Here is a 23,582-nt window from a genome sequence, read left to right on the forward strand (position 1 = left end):
ACCTACTGTTTATCGATTGGAAAAGTTTTAGTGGCTAATTTGTTTAAAGAATATTGTTTGTTACGATAAAAATTCAAGGACTTTAGGTCCTTGAATCGGATTTTTCTAACATTAAAGGATGATGCTACCAAACAAAAAGCCGAAAATGACAGATAGGCAAACACCAATAATGCCAGGAATAAAAAATGGATGATTAAATACAAAGCGACCAATGCGAGTCGTACCGGAGTCATCCATTTGAACGGCCGCAACTAATGTTGGATAGGTTGGTAAAACGAAGAGACCCGAAACCGCAGGAAAAGAGGCAATCGCGGTTAATGGACTGACGTTTAAAGCAAGAGCTATTGGCATTAGCGCCTTAATCGTTGCAGCCTGAGAGTAAAGTAGTGCAGAACAGATGAAAAATATCACCGCTAACATCCATGAATGATTATGAATAAGCTGACCGGCAGTGGCTTTTATCCAGTCAATATTAGCCTGGACAAAAGTATCGCCTAACCATGCTACGCCTAAAATACAGATACAGGCACTCATACCTGCTTTAAAGGTACTAGAATTTAAAATGGCATCTGTTTTAACATGGCAACTTAGTGTAATTAAGGTCGCTACACTTAGCATAATAATCAAAATTGCATTGGTCGTATTCATTAGTGGTATTTCAATTAGACCAAGACTGGGGCTATTAATCATGGCATAAATAACCACACATATGACACCTAGCAGAAAAAATAACACTGACTTTTTCGCGCCAGCTTTAATTTTTTTAGACTGACAACCTCTTAATTCTATTAATCCGGCGGCTAAACGTTGTTGATAAATGGGATCATCAGCCAGTTTAGAATCAAAGCACCAAGAAATAATGAATGACATAAGTAAAATAGCTAAAAAAGTTGCCGGTAATAGAATAGCTAGTAAGCTAATATAGCTAATGGGTTTACTAACCATAGCAGGATTTTCCATAACCGAAGCGATATAGACCACTGCAGCTGAAATCGGTGATGCAGTGATGCCGATTTGTGCCGCGACAACAGCTGTTGATAAGGGCCGGCAGGGTTTAATACCATTTTCTTTAGCAACTTCAGCAATAACAGGTAATGTTGCCAATGAAATATTACCTGTACCTGCAAATAAAGTCAGAAAATAGGTAACGATCGGCGCTAAGATGGTAATGTATTTAGGATTTTTACGAAGTAATTTTTCTGTTTGATCAATCAAATAATCTAATCCGCCGGCAATTTGCATGGCAGAGATAGCGGCGATAACAGCCATAATAATGGAAATAACATCATAGGGGATTGTTCCTGGTTTAACGCCTAAAATTGCCAGCATCAAGACACCAAGACCGCCAGCAAAGCCTATACCGATACTTCCTAGTCGTGCTCCCAGAAAGATGGCCAGCAGAACAATAATAAATTCTACGCCTAGCATAATGTTTACTCCTTAAAGTAATTGATAATATTTTGTTTGTTTTTTGTGTATGTAAAGTAAAAGGCACGCTTCTTTGCAGAAAGCGTGCCTTAAAAATTAAGACGAATTAATTTTTATTGTTAACATGCTAATTTAGTCATCAAAGCGTTTAGCTTTATACTGAGGATTTTTTAGATTTTCAACAGAGAAAATATCGTCTAATTGTTCTTCTGTTAGTAAACCTCGCTCTAATACTACTTCTCTAACATTTTTACCTGTTTCAGCGCATATTTTACCGACGATATCGCCATTATGATGACCGATAAATGGATTAAGATAAGTAACAATGCCAATCGAATTAAAAACATATTTTTCGCAAATTTCTTTATTGACGGTAATACCGTTAATACATTTTTCCAGTAAATTACGGCAAGAATTATTCATTAATGAAATAGATTCAAAAATTGCTTGGCCGATTGCCGGCTCCATCACATTCAATTGCAATTGTCCTGCTTCCGCTGCGATAGTAACACAAGTATCGTTGCCAACAACTTTGAAGCATGCTTGATTAACCACTTCAGGGATAACAGGATTGACTTTAGCAGGCATAATAGATGAACCCGCTTGTAGTTCAGGTAGATTGATTTCTTTTAAACCAGCACGAGGGCCGGAAGAGAGTAAACGAAGATCATTACAGATTTTTGATAGTTTAACGGCTAAGCGTTTTAATCCTGCATGTACTGTAATATAAGCACCACAGTCGGAAGTTGCTTCAATTAAATCTTCTGCCGGAATGCAGGGCAATCCTGTTACTTCAGCTAATTTTTTTACCACCAATTCTTGATAACCGGCAGCGGTATTGACTCTGGTTCCGATTGCGGTTGCACCAAGATTGACTTCAAGTAATAATTCACTAGCGCGGTGTAAATTTTTTATTTCTTCTTTTAATAATGTGGCAAATGCATGAAATTCTTGCCCTACTGTCATAGGAACAGCATCTTGTAATTGAGTGCGACCCATTTTAAGAATATCTTTAAATTGGTTGGCTTTTTGTTCAAAACCTTCTTGAAGTAGAGTAATTGATTTAATTAGGTTAGTAATAGAGTTATAAACCGCGATTCGAAAGCCGGTTGGATAGGCATCATTAGTTGATTGACTCTTATTTAAATGGTCATTGGGATCTAAATATTGGTATTGACCTTTTTTATGTCCCATTAATTCAAGACCAATGTTAGCCAGGACTTCGTTAGTATTCATATTTAATGATGTACCGGCTCCACCTTGAAAGACATCTATTGGAAACTGATCCATGCACTTGCTTTTATTTAAAATTTGGTCACAGGCATTAATAATCACATCTGCTTGTTTTTGTGGAATGGTTTTTAGTTCTTTATTTGCCATTGCTGCTGCTTTTTTTACCATTACCATTCCACGAATAAATTCGGGGACATGATTAATAGTTCGGTCGCTAATATAGAAATTTTCGATCGCACGCAATGTATGAATACCATAATAGGCTTCAGCAGGTACATCTCGTTTACCTAATAGGTCTTCTTCAGAACGAATACTTTTAGACATACAAACCTTCTTAAAATTAAATGGCGATTTATTAATTGAATATGTAATGTAAATAGTAAAAATGGATTATGTTAACGTCAGATTTGAAATTAATAACTAAGATTTTAATTATAACCGTGATATATATTCCGAAATAGTGGTATTGTCATAAAATGGAATACTATATATGCATCTTAGTGAATTAAATATGATATGTGTGATCGCGTTCACATAACTCATTTAAAACATTAAAATTTTTTATCATTGAAAAATGTATGATAGATCTACATCATATAGGTATTATCGGCTTATGCTTATAAAGAAAATATCGTGATATTCATTTTTTTGAGACAATTTATCTTGCTAATTCAAGAGGCTAGCGTTTTATTAGCAAATATTAGGAGAATTGTATGCGTTGGTTTCCATTCATACTTTTATGCCTGTTAATTTATATCGAAGCAGTTATTTTTGTTAGGGTTGCTGAGAACATAGGTGTATTAACCACTTTAATATTGGTCGTTTTAACTTCATGCCTTGGAATTTCTTTAGTAAAAAGTCAGGGAATTAAGAACTTATTGTTAATACGTCAAAAATTAGCTGTCGGTGAGAATCCAGCCGAGGAGATGATTAAGAATGTGGCCTTAGTGATTGCCGGTATTCTGTTAATTATACCCGGTTTTTTTACGGATTTTTTAGGTTTGTTACTACTATTTTCTCCGATCCAAAAACTGATAGTCGTGAAGCTTATGCCGCATATTCATTTTTATTCTGCCGGAACAGCTAACGATAATTTTAACCGTTCTTCAAAAGGGTATACCTATGAAGGCGAATTTGATAGAAAATCTGATTCTCCATCAAACAGCATTAAACATGAAGACAAATTTTCTAAAAAAGAAGATCATGATGATAAATAATACTAACGATTTTGTTTTTTTAAATGTAGAAAGAAAAAATGAAAAATTTTTTGTATACCCCCTTGAACTGATTTTAATTGACCCCATTTCGTCAAACAGGGTACTGGTTTAAGTAAGACATACTAGTATCATCCTTATTTACCTTATATGGATTTTATTTATAGGAGATCTATTAATGAAGATACGTCCATTGCATGATCGGGTTATCATCAAGCGCGAAGAAGTTGAAGCTAAATCTGCTGGTGGCATTGTTTTGACGGCCTCTGCTGCTGGTAAGTCAACTCGAGGCAAAGTGCTAGCTGTTGGTAACGGTCGCATTTTAGAAAATGGTGAAAATAAACCGTTAGATGTGAAAATTGGCGATACTGTTATTTTTAACGACGGCTATGGCGTGAAGACAGAAAAGATTGATAACGACGAAGTATTGATTATGTCAGAAAGCGATATTCTGGCAATTGTTGAAAAATAATTTCTCGCTTAGATCTTCAGAATGAATGAATTTAAAGGAAAGAAACAATGGCAGCTAAAGACGTAAAATTTGGGATTGACGCCCGTGCAAAAATGCTTCGTGGAGTGAGTATTCTTGCTGATGCAGTTAAAGTTACTTTAGGTCCGAAAGGCCGTAATGTAATTCTGGATAAATCTTTCGGAGCACCTTCGATTACTAAAGATGGTGTGTCTGTTGCGCGTGAAATCGAGTTAGAAGATAAATTCGAAAATATGGGTGCCCAGATGGTAAAAGAAGTTGCATCTAAGGCGAATGATGCAGCAGGTGATGGCACAACCACAGCAACAGTACTCGCTCAATCGATTGTTAGTGAAGGTTTAAAAGCGGTTGCTGCCGGCATGAACCCAATGGATTTAAAACGCGGTATTGATAAAGCGGTTTCTGCGGCAGTTGAAGAATTGAAAAAATTATCTAAACCGTGTGCTGATAATGAAAAGATTAAACAAGTTGGTACGATTTCGGCTAACTCTGATCAAACCGTCGGTAAATTAATTGCTGATGCAATGGAGAGAGTTGGCAAAGAAGGCGTTATTACCGTTGAAGAAGGTTCCGGTTTAGCAGACGAATTGGCAGTTGTTGAAGGTATGCAATTTGATCGCGGTTATTTGTCTCCTTATTTTATCAATAAGCCAGATGCGGGCTCTGTCGAATTAGAAAATGCCTATATCTTGTTAGTAGATAAAAAAATTTCTAATATTCGTGAATTGTTACCTGCATTGGAAGCTGTCGCTAAAGCAGGCAAATCGTTGTTGATTATTGCTGAAGATGTTGAAGGTGAAGCACTAGCGACATTGGTAGTCAACAATTTACGTGGTATTGTAAAAGTTGCTGCGGTAAAAGCCCCTGGTTTTGGTGATCGCCGTAAAGCCATGTTGCAGGATATTGCTATTCTAACCAAAGGTGCTGTTATCTCTGAAGAGATCGGTATGGAGTTGGAGAAAGCGACGCTAGAAGATTTAGGTCAAGCGAAACGCATCGTTATTAACAAAGATACCACCACTATTATTGATGGTATCGGTGAAAAAAACATGATTACAAGCCGCATCGAACAAATTAAGCAACAACGTGAAGAAGCAACCTCCGATTATGATCGTGAAAAATTGCAAGAGCGTATTGCTAAATTATCAGTCGGAGTTGCGGTGATTAAAGTTGGTGCTGCAACTGAAGTTGAAATGAAAGAGAAACATGCTCGTGTCGATGATGCGTTGCATGCAACTCGTGCAGCCGTAGAGGAAGGTATTGTTGCTGGTGGCGGTGTTGCTCTGGTTCGTGTTGCAGCTGCATTAGATAAGTTGAAAGGTGACAATGAAGATCAAACCGTTGGTATTCGCATCGCCCTACGCGCGATGGAATCACCTATGCGCCAAATTGTTGAGAATGCGGGTGTAGAATCAGCTGTAGTTGTTAACAATGTTAAGCAAGGTAAAGGCAACTACGGTTATAACGCTTTAACTGAAGAGTATGGCGACATGCTTGACATGGGTATCTTGGATCCAACTAAGGTTACTCGTTCCGCTTTACAATTTGCTGCCTCAATCGCCGGTCTTATGATCACAACTGAAGCTATGGTAACTGATTTACCAAAAGAAGATAAAGCTGATCTAGGTGCTGCTGCTGGTATGGGTGGTATGGGTGGTATGGGTGGTATGATGTAAGGTATTAAAATTTTAACATCGTTATCCTTATCACGAGAAGAACCCTGAGTTTAACTTTTGACTCGGGGTTTTTTATTATCAAATTTTTATCTGTTTGCTATTTGACACGAGTTTCGCACAGACATATAAAATTCCAGAAATGGCTTAAAAGCAATGGTTAATTTGCAAGTTACTAAAACGTATAAATTTGTTTAAATTACAATAAGTTGCTTTTAATTTATAAGATTTTGTCTATTTATATATTATGCTGAATTAAACTTAAAAATAGAGCGTTTTTTTATTGGTGCGAAACTCGTGTTTGATTTCATTAAGGGTTTGCTAGCGGCTGGTTATTGGCTTTAAGTCTATTTTTTCACATAAGATGATTTAATTTTGCGATAATATGATTTAACCGAGTATATTTACTAGAATAGGGTAAAATGTTGTTAACACGCTGGTATAAAAGATTGATGGCCAAACTATTTTGCTGGATATTATGTTGTTATTGATAATAAGCTTAATTTGGCAGAAAAATTCGGTAATGTAAGCGTTGATATTAATATATAGCTAAAAGTAAATGAGGAACAACATGCGAATTAAAGTATTGCTTGGTGCCACACTATTTGTCTTGGCTGGCTGTTCAACAACCAATAAAATTATCACCGCAGGCGAAAAAGTTCGTTTTGTTAATGCCCAGCCTGGAAGTGAATGTCAGCATTTAGGGTCGGTTACCGGCACTCAAAGTAATTGGCTTAGTGGCGTAAATAGTGAGTCTAGTTCACTGCGTGGCGCAGCAAATGATTTACGCAATAAAGCTGCTGAGATGGGAGGCAATGTTATTTATGGCGCTAATAGCCCAACGGAAACGTTACTCTCGAGTTTTATTCCTACTGATAGTAAAATGATAGGACAAGTTTATAAGTGTCCATAACGCATGCTATGCATGATCCTGAATAATATAGGGTCATGAGTTTTATCATGTAGCTAAATCGTTATCGTAATTGTAAGTCAATCGGTGTTTTACTCAATTTTCCAACTATTTCTCTGGTTAATCTCGGTACCAGATAGCCTGAGATACGGGTAAGCAGTTCTTTCATTATGATGCGAGCCTCTTCATCCGTTACCATAAAATGGGCGGCGCCTTGGACTTTATCTAATAGATGTAAATAATAAGGTAGTATTCCATTTTCAAACAGTTTATTACTTAATTTAGCGAGACAGTCAGCATTATCATTAACACCGCGCAAAAGTACACTTTGATTTAATAAGGTAACACTTACCTGTTTTAACTGTTCCATCGCGCGACTAAACTCACTGTCAATTTCATTGGCATGATTGATATGAGTCACCATAATAATCTGTAGTCGAGAAATATTGAAACGTTGGCAAAGTGTTGTGGTAATGCGAGCAGGAATAACCACCGGTAACCGGCTATGGATCCTAAGCCGTTTGATATGAGGGATAGTTTCTAACTGTGACATTAGCCAATCTAACTCATGATCTTTTGCCATCAAAGGATCGCCGCCTGAAAAAATAACTTCATTAAGCTCAGTATGCCGTTGAATATAATTTAATGCAATCTGCCAATTTTGTTTGTTGCCTTTGTTCTCTTCATACGGAAAGTGACGCCGGAAGCAGTAGCGGCAATTAACAGCACAACCTCCTTTCACTAATAGTAGGACGCGATCCTGATATTTATGTAATAATCCTGGAATTGGACTATTTTGCTCATTTAGCGGGTCAGTCGAAAATGTTGGTGTAAGATTAAATTCAGATTTTAGCATAATAACTTGCCGTAAAAGGGGATCATTGGCATCACCGATCCGCATTTTTGCAATAAAAGGGTGAGGTACGCGCAGTGGAAATAAAGCACGAGCAGCACTTCCAGCACGCAATTCTGGATCATTTTGTAGTGACAGTAATCGTAGAAATTCGTCAGGATCAGTGACAGCTTCTGCAAGTTGTTGTAGCCAGACTTCTCTGGCAGGGCTTTTTTGAGTTACAATATTAAACATTTTTTGGCTATGCCATTTTTACTTAAAAAATTTAGAGGATTTCTATGGCTACCTATAGTACCAATGAATTTCGCTCAGGTCTTAAAATCATGTTAGATGGCGAGCCTTGTGCAATTGTGGAAAGCGAATTTGTCAAACCAGGCAAAGGGCAAGCGTTTGCTCGCGTACGGATCCGTAAATTAATTTCTAATAAGTTATTAGAAAAAACATTTAAGTCAACTGATTCTGTCGAAAGTGCTGATGTTATGGATCTGAACTTGACCTATCTATACAGTGATGGTGAATTTTGGCATTTTATGAATAATGAGACTTTTGAGCAACTAGCTGCTGATGAAAAAGCAGTCGGTGATAATGCAAAATGGTTAATCGATCAAGCTGATTGCATTGTTACATTATGGAATGGACAGCCTATTGCTATCACGCCACCGAATTTTGTTGAACTGGCAGTGGTTGATACCGATCCGGGTTTAAAGGGGGATACAGCAGGTACGGGCGGAAAACCGGCAACATTAAGTACCGGTGCGGTGGTAAAAGTCCCGCTATTCGTTCAAATTGGTGAGGTAATTAAAGTTGATACCCGCTCCGGTGAATATGTTTCTCGGGTGAAATAATATTTACACGAGTTTCGCACAGGCATATAAAATTCCAGAAATGGCTTAAAAGCAATGGCTAATTTGCAAGTTACTAAAACGTATAAATTTGTTTAAATTACAATAAGTTGCTTTTAATTTATAAGATTTTGTCTATTTATATATTATGCTGAATTAAACTTAAAAATAGAGCGTTTTTTTATTGGTGCGAAACTCGTGCGTTATATTGCCAGTAAAGACCAAAAAGCCTTTATGGCTGATTTAAACACGAGTTTCGCAATCTCCAAAAAAGAAGTATAAATTTAAAAACAAGAAAAAATTAGGGTGTTTATATTTTGTCCGGTTATCCATGCATTAAAAATATCTATAAAACATTCTTACAAGTAAAGCAGTGTAAGATACTCTGGTTTGGCGTTATCAGAAGTAAGCCCATCGCCTTTATATCATGACACTGTTAGCCGATGGCTAAAAAGTAGATGTTTTCGACCTAAAGACTTATGGCGATTAGTTCAACCTTCTATAGACAAAAAAAGCCCTTGCGTACTAATTGCCGATGATACATTGATTGCCAAAACACGTAATAAAAAAATAGAGATGGTCCATTATCAATATTCAGGTAATGAACATGATGTTATTGCTGGCATAGGTTTAGTTAATTTACGTTGGCATAATCTAACAACTGTTGGATCAATTCCTATTGATTATCGTATTTATGATAAAGATTCTGATGGAAAAACAAAAAACACGCACTTTTCCGAAATGCTCGCTCTTGCTAAAAAAAGAGGGATCATATTTACAGCCAAAAACGGCCGTATTGATTACATAAAGCCTGTTGCTCAATAGCAAAATTAATTATGACTTACAAAAAAAACAGCCGCTGATGATAAAATAATCAATTTTTGCATTAAAAATAACCCATGTAAGATTAAAAAATAAACTATTTTTGTATTTTTTAGATGTATCTAACTTGTTTTTATTTTAAGCAACTTTATTTCACTATTGAGCAACATGCTTATAGTAACAAACAAAGAGAATCCCACCCGTCAATACGTCAAATCTATCATGGATGCCTGTTGGTCTGTTGAAGTTTATCATCGAGAAGTTAAACAAAATTGTGGTATTGAACGCTGTCAGGCTCGCACGAGCCGAGCGCAAAGAAATCATATTTTTCTCGCAATTTCTGCGTGGTTTGAACAACATAAACGTCGTATATTTGAAAAAATAACCCTTTATCAACAAAATTGGGACGTAATCAAAAATGCTATTACTGAGCACATCCGTGTTTTATTAGCGTACCCAAATTAGTTTTGTGCGAAACTCGTGTTAAAGCCGGTTTATCGTGCAGATACTAAAGCGGCTGCTGAGCTTGCCCTTGATGAATTGGAAACGAAATGGGGTGAAAAATACCCGATAGTGCTAGAATCCTGGCGAAGTAAATGGGAGTTGCTCAGTGCTCATTTTCGATACCCTAAAGCCATTAAAAACCCATTTATACGACCAATGCAGTAGAGGCGGTTCATCGGTAGTTTAGGAAATTAACTAAAACCAAAGGGGCTTTTCCTAATGAAAACAGCTTATTAAAATTACTCTATATTGGCATCAATCAGGTATCCAACAAATGGACTATGCCGATTAGTAACTGGGCGTTAACCATTGCTCAATTGTCCATCTATTTTAAAGGGCGCCTAGATGGTATAATCAAAATATAAAATCCCCTGACACAGAATTATGAACACTCTCATTTCTTTGCGCCCGACTCGTGCGAGCCTGGCAGCGTTCAATACCACAATTTTTTTAACTTCTCGATGATAAACTTCAACAGACCAACGGGCATTCATGATAGATTTGACGTATTCACGGGTGGGATTCTCTTTGTTTGTTACTAAGTAATCAATACGGCCGTTTTTGGCCGTAAATTTGAAACAGTCACCCAACCATAGCCTCGTAAGTGTATTGGAGTTCCTTCTTCTAAGATGTCTAACTTGTTCAGTTGTTTGTTATGGTTAACAATCCTGTTTTTCCTCAGCGTGGTTACCCAGACCCAACAATGAGAGCGAATTGATTTCAGATTATCCAGGCTAGAATACCAAGCATCCATCACTACCGCTTCTGGTATGATCCCTCTTTTTTTAGCAAGAGCGAGCATTTCGGAAAAGTGCGTGTTTTTTGTTTTTCCATCAGAATCTTTATCATAAATACGATAATCAATAGGAATTGATCCAACAGTTGTTAGATTATGCCAAAGTAAATTAACTAAACCTATGCCAGCAATAACATCATGTTCATTACCTGAATATTGATAATGGATCATCTCTATTTTTTACTACGTGTTTTGGCAATCAATGTATCATCGGCAATTAGTACGCAAGGGCTTTTTTTGTCTATAGAAGGTTGAACTAATCGCCATAAGTCTTTAGGTCGAAAACATCTACTTTTTAGCCATCGGCTACTAACAATGTCATGAGATAAAGGCGATGGGCTTACTTCTGATAACGCCAAACCAGAGTATCTTACACTGCTTACTTGTAAGAATGTTTTATTATTTTTAATGCATGGATAACCGGACAAAATATAAACACCCTGATTTTTTCTTGTTTTGAACTTTATACTTCTTTTTTGGAGATTGCGAAACTCGTGATTGAATGTTTATTTTTTAGCTCATGGTTATTCCTTTTTGGAATAACCATAGATTTTTATATTATTTCATGTTCTAACTGTGAATTGATAATTTGACTTGAATAAATATAAATATAAATATAAATATAAATATACAAAAAATTGACAATAAAAGGTAATAGTAAAATGAAATTCAATCTTATTGCAACTGTATTATCTATCACATTAGCTTTGGTTACCGGGTTGGCAAAAGCAGATAAATTGGAAAGTATCAAAAAAGCCGGTGTGATCCGTATTGCTGTTTTTGATAGTAATCCTCCCTTTGGTTTTATTGATGCTAAAACTAAAAAATTGGTGGGTTATGATATTGATATTGCAGAAGCGATTGCTAAAGATTTTGGTGTTAAATTAGTATTGCGTCCAACTAATCCAGCGAATCGAATACCGCTATTAACAGCCGGTAAAGTGGATCTGATTGGTGCTAATTTTACCATCACCAAAGAACGTGCTAAACAAGTTGAGTTTTCAACGCCTGATTTTGCTACTGGGCAGAAATTTATCGCACGTATTGGGGTATTAAAAACGGCTGATGATATTATTCCTTTGCGTATCGGTGCAGATAAAGGAACCGTGCAGGAAATTACTCTACGTGAACGCTATCCTAATACTAAAGTAATATCTTACGATGACACCCCACTTGCTTTTGCTGCATTACGAAATGGCAATGTACAAGCTATTACGCAAGATGACGCCAAACTGATTGGTTTATTGGGGAACTTACCGGCAAAAATTAAAGCAGATTATGAGATCTCACCTTTTAGTCTTACACGTGAATATCAGGCATTAGCAGCAGCTAAAGGTGAAACGAATTTGATTAAAGCGGTAAATAATACTTTATTGAAATTAGAAAAAAATGGTCAGGCAGAAATAATTTATAATCGTTGGTTTGGTCCAGAAACTAAAGCAGCATTGCCTCGTGGTGATTTTAAATTTGCACCATTAGAAAAGTAAAAAAAATATTATTTTTAATAAAAATACCTAAATGAGTGTCTTCATCATAGATAGGTTGCATAAATGTTTGAACATTTTTTCTCTACCCAGCTATTAGCCCCTGAATATCTTGATTGGATTTGGCAGGGCTTACTCATTACTATTTGGATCTCATTTTGTGCCATAGTCGTCTCAACCCTGCTAGGGTTTGTTGTCGTTGCTGCTAGAGATAGCCATACCGTATTATTGCGTTGGTTGGCAATTAGTTATATTTCACTATTTCGTAATACGCCATTATTAATACAGCTTTTTTTTTGGTACTTTGCTGCTGGAACGATATTACCAGAATCAGTTATGCAATGGCTAAATACACCACATCTGCTCGCTATTCTCGATATTAAGCTCGCATGGCCATCATTTGAATTTTTGGCAGGTGTGATTGGCTTAACCCTCTACTCTACGCCTTTTATTGCTGAAGAATTAAGAGCCGGTATTTATGGTGTAAAGCAAGGACAAAAATTTGCTGCATTAGCATTAGGTTTATCTGGCTGGCAAGCCATGCGTTATGTTGTTTTACCCCAAGCGCTAAAAATCGCGATGCCGCCTTTATTGGGGCAGTATATGAATATTGTAAAAAATTCTTCCCTAATCATGGCAATTGGTGTTGCTGAACTTTCTTATGTTGCTCGTCAGATTGAAAGTCAAAGTTTACAAACCTTTACGGCGTTTGGTGTGGCGACAATTCTTTATATTGCCATTATTGCCTTGATGGAAGCTTGGGGACAATGGCGTCAGCAGCGTCTATTAATAAAGGGATATTAACATGGATTTTACAGTGATTGCTGAAAATTGGCGCTATCTGTTATTTGGTACATTTCCTGATGGCCCTTTAGAAGGTGCAGCACTGACTCTGTTAATAAGTTTATTAGCAGGAAGTATCTCTATTTTTCTTGGTATTGCTGGTGGAATTGCATTGGCGATGTTAAATGGTTGGTGGGCAAATTTACTGGCAGCTGTGTTAGGTTTTTTTCGGGCTATACCTGTCATCATGTTAATTTTCTGGAGTTACTTTTTATTACCTGTTTTACTAGGTACGGATATTCCTGAATTGACGACCGTAATTTGTGCTTTAGCTTTGATCACATCAGCTTATTTAGCGCATGGAGTAAAAGCAGGTATTTTGGCTATAGGTCAAGGGCAATGGCAAGCGGGGATGTCGCTAGGTTTTACCCGTTGGGCGGTATTGTGGAATATTATACTGCCGCAAGCGTTACGGATGATGATCCCCTCTTTTATTAATCAGTGGATTGCATTAATTAAAGATACTTCATTGGCTTATATTGTGGGAGTGGCAGAATTATCATTTTTAGCCACTCAAATAAATAATCGAGAAATGATTTATCCAATGGAAATTTTTCTATTTGTTGCTTTAATCTATTTCATTATGTGTTTTTCACTTGAGATGATAGCAAATCAAATCTTACGTTGTTTAGAAAAAAATCGGTCGTCACAGGTTCTATTATCTGGTAAGCAACCAAACCAGTTGGTTTGTTTCTAATATCCGTTATTCTATCTTGTGACTTTTAGAGGTAAATGAAAGATTGGTAACATGGGTGATTATTCGTTGGTATTTATATCACTCTCTTTTTGGTTCCACGAAGCCTTATTTCAACGTAATGACTGAGTTGAATATTCATTCGCATTATTATGTCAGATATTGTTTTCCTTTTTCTGTTTTATAATTAACTATTTGGATTAATTTTATTGTAGGATAGAGCAAAAAAACTTTTTTATTAGGCTAAATATCGATCAGACAACAGAGTCTGCTTCAGCGTATGTTTAAATTACATGAACATGGCACAACAGTTCGAACAGAAATTGCCGGATTGACGACGTTTTTGACAATGGTTTATATCGTTTTTGTTAACCTGCAAATTCTATCAATGGCGGGAATGGATATTAAAGCTGTTTTTGTTACTACCTGCCTGGTTGCAGCGTTAGGTACGTCGCCAATTTACCGGTTGCTGTTGCTCCTGCGATGGGATTAAATGCCTTTTTTGCTTTTGTCGTGTTGGTGCTATGGGCTATTCCTGGCAAGTGGTGATGGGAGCAATTTTCTGGGGAGCAGTTGGTTTATTTCTTTTAACGCTTTTTCATATTCGCTACTGGATCATTGCGCATATCCCCATAAGCTTACGGGTTGGTATTACCAGTGGTATTGGTTTATTTATTGCCATGATGGGATTGAAAAATGCTGGCATTATTGTTGCTAATCCAGATACCCTGGTGGCGATTGGTAATTTTTCCCAATCGAATGTGTTATTGGGGATCTTGGGATTTTTTATCATTGTCGTGTTAGCGGCGCGCAATATTTATGCTGTGGTGCTTGTTTCTATTGTGATCACCACGCTTATTGGGATGATTATCGGTGATGTCCAATATAATGGTGTTTTTGCGCTACCACCTAGCATCATGACGGTTGTTGGACATGTTGATATGATTGGCTCACTAGATATTGCTTTGTCTGGCATTATCTCTTTCATGCTGATTAACCTTTTTGATTCTTCAGGAACCTTAATTGGTGTTACCGATAAAGCGGGTCGGCTGATAAGACAGGTAAATTTCCGCAGATGAAACAGGCGCTTTATGTTGATAGTTTAAGTTCGGTCTCAGGCAGCGCAATGGGAACATCTTCAGTAACTGCCTATATTGAAAGTAGCTCTGGGGTTGCGATAGGTGGACGTACTGGATTAACCGCAATTGTGGTTGACGCGCTATTTTTATTAACAATTTTTATTTCACCGCTAGCAGTATGGTACCCGCTTTTATCACGGCGGTTATGATGCTTTTTAGTTTTTATCACTAAGAAGGTATTGCATTAGGTTTTATTGCTTTACTGTGTCATGAAAATAGGGACAGGACGGTGGCGTGTGAGATTGGTTTGGCCGTCGTTATTGTTTCGCTGTTATTTATTGCAAAAATTATTTTGGTTGATGCGTAATAGCATTAATAAATAACTGAATAATTTATTTACATCACTTCGATAATAATTATATCGAAGTTTTTATTTATTCTAATTTTACCGTATCTAGTATAAGTCATCTACATATCATATTATTGTGTTAAATATAGAATTGAAAATCAGCAATGAGAGAAAACCCGTTATGTCGGAGCATAAGAAAAAAACAGCTAATAAAATGAAAAAAAATCGTGAATCGCTAAAGTTTAGCCCGTCGTGAACGAAAAAAACAGAAAAAAAAGCGTGGAGCAGGTAGTCGTTATCAAGAAAGATCTAGCGCACAAAATAACAATTATCCATCAATGGAGAAAGATCCGCGCATTGGTAGTAAGAAACCGATCCCTCTACTTATTGATGCTAAAGAAGAAAAAGCCTTAAATACCAACAAGCAAAAAATAAACAAGGTAGAAAAATCAATATTATCTGTAGTAGCTCAGACTTGATCTGACAGTTGCCGATTATTTATACAGTACCTGTCAGGTTAAATTTGATTTAAATCTTTCTCTCTCCAAAGTTGTTTTTCATCGTGTAAAGTTGCCATGGGAGTTCGACCGCAACACATTTTTTCTTGATGAGTGCGTTGGTTATTATATTCCGCTAACCATTTATCTAAATCAGCTTGTAATTCATCTAAAGCCCTATAGATTTTCTTACGAAAAGCCACCTGATAGAACTCTTGTAATACAGTTTTATGAAAGCGTTCACAAATCCCATTAGTTTGAGGTGAACGAGCTTTAGTTTTTGTATGATCAATTTGATAGCGAGATAAAGTTGATAATCGTGATGTTCAACTTTACCACAATACTCACAGCCTCTGTCCGTCAGTATACGTAACACCGGTAACCCATGCTGGGAATAAAAAGGGAGAACCTTGTCATTTAATAAATCTGCCGCCGTTATTGCGCTTTTTGTTGTGTAAAGCTTACAATGAACGACTTTACTGTAAGTATCAATGTAAGTTTGTTGATAAACACGACCAACGCTTTTTAAATGACCGACATAAAAAGTATCTTGTGAACCCAGATAACCTGGATGCGCTGTTTCAATCTCACCACAGGCTTCATCATCTTGCGCTTTCTTTTCTAGAGCACTGTAGTGGCATACTAAATTTGGCCACCTAAGTTGAGGTGATATGCTTACCTCATAATTTTTATAGGTGCCGAAATGAGTAAAATAATAAGCCTGTTGCCAAATAGTGAACTCACGCTGCTTTAAACAAAAACGACTCACATACACCTCAAAAACACGAGAGTGGTTTATTTTTTAATCTAAAATGGATTATTTTCAATTTTAAGTGTGATTATTTTATAGTCAACTTTTAATTTTTTGATAAATTCTAATTAATGCCCTTATTTAGCAACAGGCTTAATTACTGCTGAATTTAAATGTGAAACCGCCAAATTAGTCCTTGACCAAAATTACACCTACCAGGAAGCCGCGAAAGGCATGAACGTCAGTCTTTCAGCGATTAGCCGGTGGGTAAGAGCCCTTCGTTTAGAACGTCAAGGGAAAACATCGCCTGGTCTGCCATTAACACCTGAACAAATTGAGTTCAGAGAAATGAAGAAAAAAATCCACCGGCTGGAAATGGAGAATGACATCTTAAAAAAGGCTACTGCGCTCTTAATGTCCGACTCACTGAAAAATTTTCGGTAGTTGAAAAGCTAAGAGTGCTTTATCCGGTGAAAACTTTGTGTCGTATTTTAATGTTCACCGAAGCAGTTATCGCTATTGGTGTCGGCCTAAGGAGTGTAGTGGCATACTAAATTTGGCCACCTAAGTTGAGGTGATATGCTTACCTCATAATTTTTATAGGTGCCGAAATGAGTAAAATAATTACTGCTGAATTTAAATGTGAAACCGCCAAATTAGTCCTTGACCAAAATTACACCTACCAGGAAGCCGCGAAAGGCATGAACGTTAGTCTTTCAGCGATTAGCCGGTGGGTAAGAGCCCTTCGTTTAGAACGTCAAGGGAAAACATCGCCTGGTCTGCCATTAACACCTGAACAAATTGAGTTCAGAGAAATGAAGAAAAAAATCCACCGGCTGGAAATGGAGAATGACATCTTAAAAAAGGCTACTGCGCTCTTAATGTCCGACTCACTGAAAAATTTTCGGTAGTTGAAAAGCTAAGAGTGCTTTATCCGGTGAAAACTTTGTGTCGTATTTTTAATGTTCACCGAAGCAGTTATCGCTATTGGTGTCGGCCTAAGGAGCAAGATATTGAGCGGACGATAAAACGTAGCCTAGTCAGCGAAGCGTGGAACGTTAGTGGCGGCTCTGCTGGCGCAAGGACTATCGCCACGATGGTTACCAATACACACAACGTGAAACTTGGGCGGTGGTTAGCGGGTAAGTTGATGAAAGAATTAATCATCGTCAGTTGCCAAGAGCGAAAACATAAATACAACCGCGGTGGAAATGAACGTATTGATATTCCAAATCTGCTCAATAGGCAGTTCGCTGTTACAAAAAGCGTGTTGCTTAATAGTGAAATAAGGGTATTTCGGTGATTGAAGTAAATTTTAGGCTGTTCTGAGATGGAAATTCCAAAGACCGGCACTAAGGAGTAAAAAGGTATAGCTAGGCGACTTAATTTTGATTACAGCATATGTATTAAAAACAGGTCATCGATAGTGCATCCTGTTTCCATCTTTTTACGTTTAGCTTGAGACCATTTATGTTCTATAGGATTTAAATCTGGTGAATACACAGGCAAATATTCTATCTGGTGTCCTGCGTTTATAATTGCCTGTTCAATATTCTTACCTTTGTGAAAGCTAGCGTTGTCCATAAAAATAACAGAATTTTCAGGAAGTTCTGGGAGCAATATTTTTGTGATCCAAACATAAAAAACATCACGATTAATATTGCAATCAAATAATCCGATAGCAAAAAGGGTTGTTCCCAATAAAGCGCCAATAACATTTGTTCTTCCCTTAGCACCCCAGTTTTTCAGGCCAAAACAACGGTGACCTTTTGGGGAATAGCCGTGAGTTCGTGGAGTGTCATGTGAAAAACCACTTTCATCAATAAAAACAACAGATTTATCTTTTTTTTCATACTGTTGTCTTTTTTGCTGATGTGCCAGCCTGTCGCTTTCGTTGGTTTTTGGATGGAATAGAGTTTTTTTTTATAGGTTAATCCCAGCTTTTTAAGGGATTGCCAAATAGTCTTTTTACAAACACCGAATCGCTCTGCCCGTTCCTTTTGGTAAGCATCTGGATACTGTTCCACATCTTTTGCTAAAGCATTTTTATCGAGCTTCCTCTTACGTGGCGTTGAATTTTTTGGCTCTGGTCGTTTAAGCCAACGTACTAAAGACGCTTTTCCAATACGGAATTGTTTCGCAGTTTCTCGAATTGTTAAACCTTCGGCTTTCCTTACAGATATTACTTTACGTCGAAAATCAATTGTATAACTCATAACACACCTTGTGATCAAAATTAAGTCGCCTAGCTATATCATCAATAAAGGGTCTACGATTCCGTAAAATTTGGGTCATACAACCGAGGCGCTTGATACCCGCGATGGCGTGTTCAACCGTAATACGGATGCCCGAGATTATTTTATTTTCTTGTTTTTGTTCAGGCGATAAAGGTCTTTTTCGAGTTCCTTTTTTTGGGATTTGTGTATTAGGATGCTGTTTATCTATACCTTGAAAACCGGTATCGGCCCAGATGGTTACCTCAGGGGGAATATGGCGAATTATATCGACTTTATTGAGTAAGCGTTTATCGTGACGGCGCCCATTTTTGATCATGGGGATAAATCCAATTTTCCTCGTTTCGTCAGTCATAATAAGCCCTTTTCGAGTGGTCTGTCTTTTCTTTCCCGAATACATTTTTTTTCGCCGACGCAGATTCTTAGGCTTTTGGACAGGTCGCTCTGTCCCATCAATAAAGACGTCTTTAACTCCAGGAAAGGCGCGAAAAAATTCCTCAGCAGAGCGAATTTGACGAGCGGGCAAAACACATTCTCGCCCCAAGGTCATCTCTAAAACCGGCAATAATATTTTTACCCAGCGACATACCCGTGTTCTATCTAAACCAAAAAGAAGTCCTTGCAAATCATAGGTCGGATAACATTTTAAATACAATAAAATAAAAAGCAGTTTATCTAATGGGGTTGGGATAAATCCTTTCTGCCCTGCACCCATCTGCCGCTCGTGATCTTTTCGATTCTTTTTCCGATAAATCAAATAACAAGCTGAAAATTCAGCGGCTAAATTTTTCAATTCTTCGACTGATAATCCAATGATTGCTTTACATAAACGATTATCTCGTAACAACCGCTCTTTGTTGATCATTTCAAACCGTTATTTTCTAAGTTAAACCTCTTTTTATTGTCTATAGCGTGACAAAAAATGCAAGTCTCTATTCAGCAACTATTTTAAAGCCTGACCAGGTTTGGTGCGGCGATGTAACCTATATTTGGACAGGCTCACGATGGGCCTATCTGGCTGTGGTATTGGATTTGTTTGCCCGAAAACCGGTGGGCTGGGCAATGTCATTTGCACCAGACTCAGAATTAACCGCCAAAGCACTACAAATGGCTTGGGAACTACGTGGGCATCCAAACAGGTGATGTTCCATAGTGATCAGGGAAGTCATTATACCAGTCGTCAGTATAGGCAGGCATTGTGGCGTTATCAGATGACCCAAAGTATCAGTCGCAGAGGGAATTGTTGGGATAATAGTCCGATGGAACGATTCTTCCGTAGTCTGAAGACCGAATGGGTGCCAACGACTGGCTACCAAAGCTTTAGTACTGCTCAGTCAGCCATTATTCGCTACATAACCCACTACTATAGCTAGGCGACTTAATTTTGATTACAGCATATGTATTAAAAACAGGTCATCGATAGTGCATCCTGTTTCCATCTTTTTACGTTTAGCTTGAGACCATTTATGTTCTATAGGATTTAAATCTGGTGAATACACAGGCAAATATTCTATCTGGTGTCCTGCGTTTATAATTGCCTGTTCAATATTCTTACCTTTGTGAAAGCTAGCGTTGTCCATAAAAATAACAGAATTTTCAGGAAGTTCTGGGAGCAATATTTTTGTGATCCAAACATAAAAAACATCACGATTAATATTGCAATCAAATAATCCGATAGCAAAAAGGGTTGTTCCCAATAAAGCGCCAATAACATTTGTTCTTCCCTTAGCACCCCAGTTTTTCAGGCCAAAACAACGGTGACCTTTTGGGGAATAGCCGTGAGTTCGTGGAGTGTCATGTGAAAAACCACTTTCATCAATAAAAACAACAGATTTATCTTTTTTTTCATACTGTTGTCTTTTTTGCTGATGTGCCAGCCTGTCGCTTTCGTTGGTTTTTGGATGGAATAGAGTTTTTTTTATAGGTTAATCCCAGCTTTTTAAGGGATTGCCAAATAGTCTTTTTACAAACACCGAATCGCTCTGCCCGTTCCTTTTGGTAAGCATCTGGATACTGTTCCACATCTTTTGCTAAAGCATTTTTATCGAGCTTCCTCTTACGTGGCGTTGAATTTTTTGGCTCTGGTCGTTTAAGCCAACGTACTAAAGACGCTTTTCCAATACGGAATTGTTTCGCAGTTTCTCGAATTGTTAAACCTTCGGCTTTCCTTACAGATATAGCTAGGCGACTTAATTTTGATTACAAGGTGTGTTATGAGTTATACAATTGATTTTCGACGTAAAGTAATATCTGTAAGGAAAGCCGAAGGTTTAACAATTCGAGAAACTGCGAAACAATTCCGTATTGGAAAAGCGTCTTTAGTACGTTGGCTTAAACGACCAGAGCCAAAAAATTCAACGCCACGTAAGAGGAAGCTCGATAAAAATGCTTTAGCAAAAGATGTGGAACAGTATCCAGATGCTTACCAAAAGGAACGGGCAGAGCGATTCGGTGTTTGTAAAAAGACTATTTGGCAATCCCTTAAAAAGCTGGGATTAACCTATAAAAAAAACTCTATTCCATCCAAAAACCAACGAAAGCGACAGGCTGGCACATCAGCAAAAAAGACAACAGTATGAAAAAAAAGATAAATCTGTTGTTTTTATTGATGAAAGTGGTTTTTCACATGACACTCCACGAACTCACGGCTATTCCCCAAAAGGTCACCGTTGTTTTGGCCTGAAAAACTGGGGTGCTAAGGGAAGAACAAATGTTATTGGCGCTTTATTGGGAACAACCCTTTTTGCTATCGGATTATTTGATTGCAATATTAATCGTGATGTTTTTTATGTTTGGATCACAAAAATATTGCTCCCAGAACTTCCTGAAAATTCTGTTATTTTTATGGACAACGCTAGCTTTCACAAAGGTAAGAATATTGAACAGGCAATTATAAACGCAGGACACCAGATAGAATATTTGCCTGTGTATTCACCAGATTTAAATCCTATAGAACATAAATGGTCTCAAGCTAAACGTAAAAAGATGGAAACAGGATGCACTATCGATGACCTGTTTTTAATACATATGCTGTAATCAAAATTAAGTCGCCTAGCTATATGACTGACGAAACGAGGAAAATTGGATTTATCCCCATGATCAAAAATGGGCGCCGTCACGATAAACGCTTACTCGATAAAGTCGATATAATTCGCCATATTCCCCCTGAGGTAACCATCTGGGCCGATACCGGTTTTCAAGGTATAGATAAACAGCATCCTAATACACAAATCCCAAAAAAAGGAACTCGAAAAAGACCTTTATCGCCTGAACAAAAACAAGAAAATAAAATAATCTCGGGCATCCGTATTACGGTTGAACACGCCATCGCGGGTATCAAGCGCCTCGGTTGTATGACCCAAATTTTACGGAATCGTAGACCCTTTATTGATGATACCTTTTTACTCCTTAGTGCCGGTCTTTGGAATTTCCATCTCAGAACAGCCTAAAATTTACTTCAATCACCGAAATACCCTTATTTCACTATTAAGCAACACGCTTTTTGTAACAGCGAACTGCCTATTGAGCAGATTTGGAATATCAATACGTTCATTTCCACCGCGGTTGTATTTATGTTTTCGCTCTTGGCAACTGACGATGATTAATTCTTTCATCAACTTACCCGCTAACCACCGCCCAAGTTTCACGTTGTGTGTATTGGTAACCATCGTGGCGACAGTCCTTGCGCCAGCAGAGCCGCCACTAACGTTCCACGCTTCGCTGACTAGGCTACGTTTTATCGTCCGCTCAATATCTTGCTCCTTAGGCCGACACCAATAGCGATAACTGCTTCGGTGAACATTAAAAATACGACACAAAGTTTTCACCGGATAAAGCACTCTTAGCTTTTCAACTACCGAAAATTTTTCAGTGAGTCGGACATTAAGAGTGCAGTAGCCTTTTTTAAGATGTCATTCTCCATTTCCAGCCGGTGGATTTTTTTCTTCATTTCTCTGAATTCAATTTGTTCAGGTGTTAATGGCAGACCAGGCGATGTTTTGCCCTTGACGTTCTAAACGAAGGGCTCTTACCCACCGGCTAATCGCTGAAAGACTGACGTTCATGCCTTTCGCGGCTTCCTGGTAGGTGTAATTTTGGTCAAGGACTAATTTGGCGGTTTCACATTTAAATTCAGCAGTAATTATTTTACTCATTTCGGCACCTATAAAAATTATGAGGTAAGAATATCACCTCAACTTAGGTGGCCAAATTTAGTATGCCACTACAAGTCAATTAAGGGAAAGTGCACGGGTCTGTCGGTTACGGATTCGCCGGCATAAAGTCTTCGATGGGATAGCTGAACGAGGAAAAACCTCAACAGGTTGGTTCTTTGGTTTCAAACTTCATGTAATTATCAATCATTTGGGGGAAATACTCAGTTTTCGACTTACACCAGGAAACGCAGATGATCGGAAACCATTACCTGAGCTGATAAAAGATCTTTCTGGTTGTTTGTATGCGGATAAAGGGTATTTATCGGCTTCACTGAAACAGCAACTGAAAACAATGGGAATTAACCTTATAACGAATATCAAGAAGAAAATGAAGCCTGTTGAACAGACTTGTTTCGACAAAGTCATCTTGCGTCATCGTTCTGCCATTGAAACGGTATTTGATGAGTTAAAAAATCTTTGTCAGATAGCGCATACGCGGCACCGCTCTCCTGCTAACTTTGTAGTGAATTTATTAGCCGGGCTGGTTGCATATTGTTTAATTCCACCTAAACCAAAGATACCGGTAGCAGGAACATATCTTCAAGCATAATTGATAATGCTTATCCCGAACTCAGGTTATACATAGTGTTGCAGTTATTATATTGCCTAGTTATAATTTTTTCAGTTTGATCTGTTGCTCAGGACGAACTGAGAAATGTCATTTTATTGGGG

The 23,582-nt window shown here is 37.7% G+C and carries 18 protein-coding genes and 13 pseudogenes; 20 read left to right on the plus strand and 11 right to left on the minus strand.

Annotation, left to right across the window (positions count from 1 at the left end; translation table 11 throughout):
* Nucleotides 1–111: 111 nt before the first annotated feature.
* Together AYJ55_RS04310 and aspA are read right to left on the minus strand one after the other, a co-directional pair.
* Nucleotides 112–1,428 (minus strand): anaerobic C4-dicarboxylate transporter, encoded by a 1,317-nt coding sequence (locus AYJ55_RS04310; protein ID WP_063654468.1) that lies wholly within the window; start codon nt 1,426–1,428, stop codon nt 112–114.
* A 132-nt stretch (nt 1,429–1,560) separates the two neighbouring features.
* Complete coding sequence (gene aspA / locus AYJ55_RS04315) at nt 1,561–2,985, minus strand: aspartate ammonia-lyase (protein WP_063654469.1); 1,425 nt, start codon at nt 2,983–2,985, stop codon at nt 1,561–1,563.
* Nucleotides 2,986–3,374: 389 nt separating this feature from the next.
* Here aspA and AYJ55_RS04320 point away from each other — a divergent pair, with 389 nt between their 5' ends.
* The 4 genes from AYJ55_RS04320 (at nt 3,375) to AYJ55_RS04335 (ending at nt 6,951) form a co-directional block, all read left to right on the plus strand.
* The gene (locus AYJ55_RS04320; protein ID WP_063654470.1) at nt 3,375–3,878 is read left to right on the plus strand and encodes an FxsA family protein; all 504 of its coding nucleotides are present in this window, start codon (nt 3,375–3,377) and stop codon (nt 3,876–3,878) included.
* A gap of 175 nt (nt 3,879–4,053) precedes the next feature.
* Nucleotides 4,054–4,347 (plus strand): co-chaperone GroES, encoded by a 294-nt coding sequence (locus tag AYJ55_RS04325; RefSeq protein ID WP_063654471.1) that lies wholly within the window; start codon nt 4,054–4,056, stop codon nt 4,345–4,347.
* Nucleotides 4,348–4,394: 47 nt separating this feature from the next.
* On the plus strand, nt 4,395–6,041 hold the full coding sequence (gene groL, locus AYJ55_RS04330; RefSeq protein WP_063654472.1) for a chaperonin GroEL: 1,647 nt from the start codon (nt 4,395–4,397) through the stop codon (nt 6,039–6,041).
* Nucleotides 6,042–6,609: 568 nt separating this feature from the next.
* Nucleotides 6,610–6,951, plus strand: a complete 342-nt coding sequence (locus tag AYJ55_RS04335; RefSeq protein ID WP_063654474.1) for a DUF4156 domain-containing protein — start codon at nt 6,610–6,612, stop codon at nt 6,949–6,951.
* Nucleotides 6,952–7,012: 61 nt separating this feature from the next.
* Here the strand turns inward: AYJ55_RS04335 and epmB are convergent, their stop codons facing one another.
* Nucleotides 7,013–8,035, minus strand: coding sequence for an EF-P beta-lysylation protein EpmB (gene epmB, locus AYJ55_RS04340; RefSeq protein WP_063654476.1), 1,023 nt, complete (start codon nt 8,033–8,035; stop codon nt 7,013–7,015).
* Nucleotides 8,036–8,079: 44 nt separating this feature from the next.
* Here epmB and efp point away from each other — a divergent pair, with 44 nt between their 5' ends.
* The 4 genes and pseudogenes from efp to AYJ55_RS24930 all read left to right on the plus strand — a co-directional run.
* On the plus strand, nt 8,080–8,646 hold the full coding sequence (gene efp, locus AYJ55_RS04345) for an elongation factor P (RefSeq protein ID WP_032116141.1): 567 nt from the start codon (nt 8,080–8,082) through the stop codon (nt 8,644–8,646).
* A gap of 314 nt (nt 8,647–8,960) precedes the next feature.
* A pseudogene (locus AYJ55_RS31625) lies at nt 8,961–9,417 on the plus strand (IS701 family transposase); the annotation flags it as partial.
* Between the two features lie 219 nt (nt 9,418–9,636).
* Nucleotides 9,637–9,930, plus strand: a pseudogene (locus tag AYJ55_RS31630) (IS701 family transposase); the annotation flags it as partial.
* Between the two features lie 18 nt (nt 9,931–9,948).
* Nucleotides 9,949–10,334 (plus strand): annotated as a pseudogene (locus tag AYJ55_RS24930) (transposase); the annotation flags it as partial.
* 31 nt (nt 10,335–10,365) lie between these two features.
* On the opposite strand, the pseudogene AYJ55_RS35545 reads toward AYJ55_RS24930, so the two are convergent.
* Nucleotides 10,366–11,193, minus strand: a pseudogene (locus AYJ55_RS35545) (IS701 family transposase); the annotation flags it as partial.
* 234 nt (nt 11,194–11,427) lie between these two features.
* Between AYJ55_RS35545 and AYJ55_RS04375 the strand changes: the two are divergent.
* The 5 genes and pseudogenes from AYJ55_RS04375 to AYJ55_RS30500 form a co-directional block, all read left to right on the plus strand.
* Nucleotides 11,428–12,252: a transporter substrate-binding domain-containing protein gene (locus AYJ55_RS04375; RefSeq protein WP_063654488.1), complete on the plus strand. Its 825-nt coding sequence runs from the start codon at nt 11,428–11,430 to the stop codon at nt 12,250–12,252.
* Between the two features lie 63 nt (nt 12,253–12,315).
* Entirely contained in the window at nt 12,316–13,053 is a 738-nt protein-coding gene (locus AYJ55_RS04380; RefSeq protein WP_063654490.1) for an amino acid ABC transporter permease, read from the plus strand.
* A 1-nt stretch (nt 13,054) separates the two neighbouring features.
* Nucleotides 13,055–13,789, plus strand: a complete 735-nt coding sequence (locus AYJ55_RS04385; RefSeq protein WP_063654492.1) for an amino acid ABC transporter permease — start codon at nt 13,055–13,057, stop codon at nt 13,787–13,789.
* A gap of 277 nt (nt 13,790–14,066) precedes the next feature.
* Nucleotides 14,067–15,232: pseudogene (locus AYJ55_RS34430) on the plus strand (NCS2 family permease).
* A gap of 242 nt (nt 15,233–15,474) precedes the next feature.
* Nucleotides 15,475–15,693 (plus strand): annotated as a pseudogene (locus AYJ55_RS30500) (GTPase-activating protein); the annotation flags it as partial.
* Between the two features lie 38 nt (nt 15,694–15,731).
* Here AYJ55_RS30500 and AYJ55_RS04395 read toward each other — a convergent pair.
* Nucleotides 15,732–16,342 (minus strand): annotated as a pseudogene (locus AYJ55_RS04395) (integrase core domain-containing protein); the annotation flags it as partial.
* Nucleotides 16,343–16,618: 276 nt separating this feature from the next.
* Between AYJ55_RS04395 and AYJ55_RS04400 the strand changes: the two are divergent.
* Together AYJ55_RS04400 and AYJ55_RS32635 are read left to right on the plus strand one after the other, a co-directional pair.
* A pseudogene (locus AYJ55_RS04400) lies at nt 16,619–17,009 on the plus strand (transposase); the annotation flags it as partial.
* Nucleotides 17,010–17,073: 64 nt separating this feature from the next.
* Nucleotides 17,074–17,726, plus strand: a pseudogene (locus AYJ55_RS32635) (transposase); the annotation flags it as partial.
* A gap of 128 nt (nt 17,727–17,854) precedes the next feature.
* On the opposite strand, the gene AYJ55_RS24935 reads toward AYJ55_RS32635, so the two are convergent.
* From AYJ55_RS24935 to AYJ55_RS04420, 3 genes and pseudogenes are all read right to left on the minus strand, one after another.
* On the minus strand, nt 17,855–18,343 hold the full coding sequence (locus tag AYJ55_RS24935; protein WP_063653499.1) for an IS630 family transposase: 489 nt from the start codon (nt 18,341–18,343) through the stop codon (nt 17,855–17,857).
* Nucleotides 18,344–18,408: 65 nt separating this feature from the next.
* Nucleotides 18,409–18,678 (minus strand): annotated as a pseudogene (locus AYJ55_RS32640) (IS630 transposase-related protein); the annotation flags it as partial.
* Nucleotides 18,662–19,561: a transposase family protein gene (locus tag AYJ55_RS04420; protein WP_063654495.1), complete on the minus strand. Its 900-nt coding sequence runs from the start codon at nt 19,559–19,561 to the stop codon at nt 18,662–18,664. The gene AYJ55_RS04420 and the pseudogene AYJ55_RS32640, both read right to left, overlap by 17 nt.
* Before the next feature lie 80 nt (nt 19,562–19,641).
* Between AYJ55_RS04420 and AYJ55_RS04425 the strand changes: the two are divergent.
* A pseudogene (locus tag AYJ55_RS04425) lies at nt 19,642–20,066 on the plus strand (IS3 family transposase); the annotation flags it as partial.
* A gap of 18 nt (nt 20,067–20,084) precedes the next feature.
* On the opposite strand, the gene AYJ55_RS04430 reads toward AYJ55_RS04425, so the two are convergent.
* The gene (locus tag AYJ55_RS04430; RefSeq protein WP_162505291.1) at nt 20,085–20,618 is read right to left on the minus strand and encodes an IS630 family transposase; all 534 of its coding nucleotides are present in this window, start codon (nt 20,616–20,618) and stop codon (nt 20,085–20,087) included.
* Entirely contained in the window at nt 20,542–20,874 is a 333-nt protein-coding gene (locus AYJ55_RS04435; protein ID WP_063654496.1) for an IS630 transposase-related protein, read from the minus strand. Before AYJ55_RS04435 ends, AYJ55_RS04430 begins: the two co-directional genes overlap by 77 nt.
* 35 nt (nt 20,875–20,909) lie before the next feature.
* Here AYJ55_RS04435 and AYJ55_RS04440 point away from each other — a divergent pair, with 35 nt between their 5' ends.
* From AYJ55_RS04440 to AYJ55_RS04450, 3 genes are read left to right on the plus strand one after another with little or no spacing between them, the layout of a single operon-like run.
* Nucleotides 20,910–21,275: an IS630 transposase-related protein gene (locus AYJ55_RS04440; protein ID WP_063653415.1), complete on the plus strand. Its 366-nt coding sequence runs from the start codon at nt 20,910–20,912 to the stop codon at nt 21,273–21,275.
* Nucleotides 21,244–21,732, plus strand: coding sequence for an IS630 family transposase (locus AYJ55_RS04445; protein ID WP_063653499.1), 489 nt, complete (start codon nt 21,244–21,246; stop codon nt 21,730–21,732). Before AYJ55_RS04440 ends, AYJ55_RS04445 begins: the two co-directional genes overlap by 32 nt.
* A 23-nt stretch (nt 21,733–21,755) precedes the next feature.
* Nucleotides 21,756–22,145 carry a transposase family protein gene (locus AYJ55_RS04450; protein ID WP_063653631.1) on the plus strand — a complete coding sequence of 130 codons (390 nt, stop codon included), beginning with the start codon at nt 21,756–21,758 and terminating at the stop codon, nt 22,143–22,145.
* 51 nt (nt 22,146–22,196) lie between these two features.
* Here the strand turns inward: AYJ55_RS04450 and AYJ55_RS32645 are convergent.
* Nucleotides 22,197–22,850 (minus strand): annotated as a pseudogene (locus AYJ55_RS32645) (transposase); the annotation flags it as partial.
* A gap of 109 nt (nt 22,851–22,959) precedes the next feature.
* On the opposite strand from AYJ55_RS32645, the pseudogene AYJ55_RS04465 reads away from it, so the two are divergent.
* Nucleotides 22,960–23,460 (plus strand): annotated as a pseudogene (locus tag AYJ55_RS04465) (IS982 family transposase); the annotation flags it as partial.
* Nucleotides 23,461–23,582 lie beyond the last annotated feature (122 nt).

Source organism: Candidatus Arsenophonus triatominarum, assembly GCF_001640365.1.
Classification (GTDB): Bacteria; Pseudomonadota; Gammaproteobacteria; order Enterobacterales; family Enterobacteriaceae; genus Arsenophonus; species Arsenophonus triatominarum.

Excerpts from the sequence above, each read along its gene's own strand:
- epmB (WP_063654476.1), bottom strand. The coding sequence starts at position 8,035 with ATGTTTAATATTGTAACTCAAAAAAGCCCTGCCAGAGAAGTCTGGCTA.
- AYJ55_RS04335 (WP_063654474.1), top strand. The coding sequence starts at position 6,610 with ATGCGAATTAAAGTATTGCTTGGTGCCACACTATTTGTCTTGGCTGGC.
- AYJ55_RS04385 (WP_063654492.1), top strand. The coding sequence starts at position 13,055 with ATGGATTTTACAGTGATTGCTGAAAATTGGCGCTATCTGTTATTTGGT.
- AYJ55_RS04450 (WP_063653631.1), top strand. The coding sequence starts at position 21,756 with ATGACTGACGAAACGAGGAAAATTGGATTTATCCCCATGATCAAAAAT.
- AYJ55_RS04380 (WP_063654490.1), top strand. The coding sequence starts at position 12,316 with ATGTTTGAACATTTTTTCTCTACCCAGCTATTAGCCCCTGAATATCTT.
- AYJ55_RS04325 (WP_063654471.1), top strand. The coding sequence starts at position 4,054 with ATGAAGATACGTCCATTGCATGATCGGGTTATCATCAAGCGCGAAGAA.
- aspA (WP_063654469.1), bottom strand. The coding sequence starts at position 2,985 with ATGTCTAAAAGTATTCGTTCTGAAGAAGACCTATTAGGTAAACGAGAT.
- AYJ55_RS04320 (WP_063654470.1), top strand. The coding sequence starts at position 3,375 with ATGCGTTGGTTTCCATTCATACTTTTATGCCTGTTAATTTATATCGAA.
- AYJ55_RS04310 (WP_063654468.1), bottom strand. The coding sequence starts at position 1,428 with ATGCTAGGCGTAGAATTTATTATTGTTCTGCTGGCCATCTTTCTGGGA.
- AYJ55_RS04440 (WP_063653415.1), top strand. The coding sequence starts at position 20,910 with ATGAGTTATACAATTGATTTTCGACGTAAAGTAATATCTGTAAGGAAA.
- AYJ55_RS04375 (WP_063654488.1), top strand. The coding sequence starts at position 11,428 with ATGAAATTCAATCTTATTGCAACTGTATTATCTATCACATTAGCTTTG.
- AYJ55_RS04420 (WP_063654495.1), bottom strand. The coding sequence starts at position 19,561 with ATGATCAACAAAGAGCGGTTGTTACGAGATAATCGTTTATGTAAAGCA.
- efp (WP_032116141.1), top strand. The coding sequence starts at position 8,080 with ATGGCTACCTATAGTACCAATGAATTTCGCTCAGGTCTTAAAATCATG.
- groL (WP_063654472.1), top strand. The coding sequence starts at position 4,395 with ATGGCAGCTAAAGACGTAAAATTTGGGATTGACGCCCGTGCAAAAATG.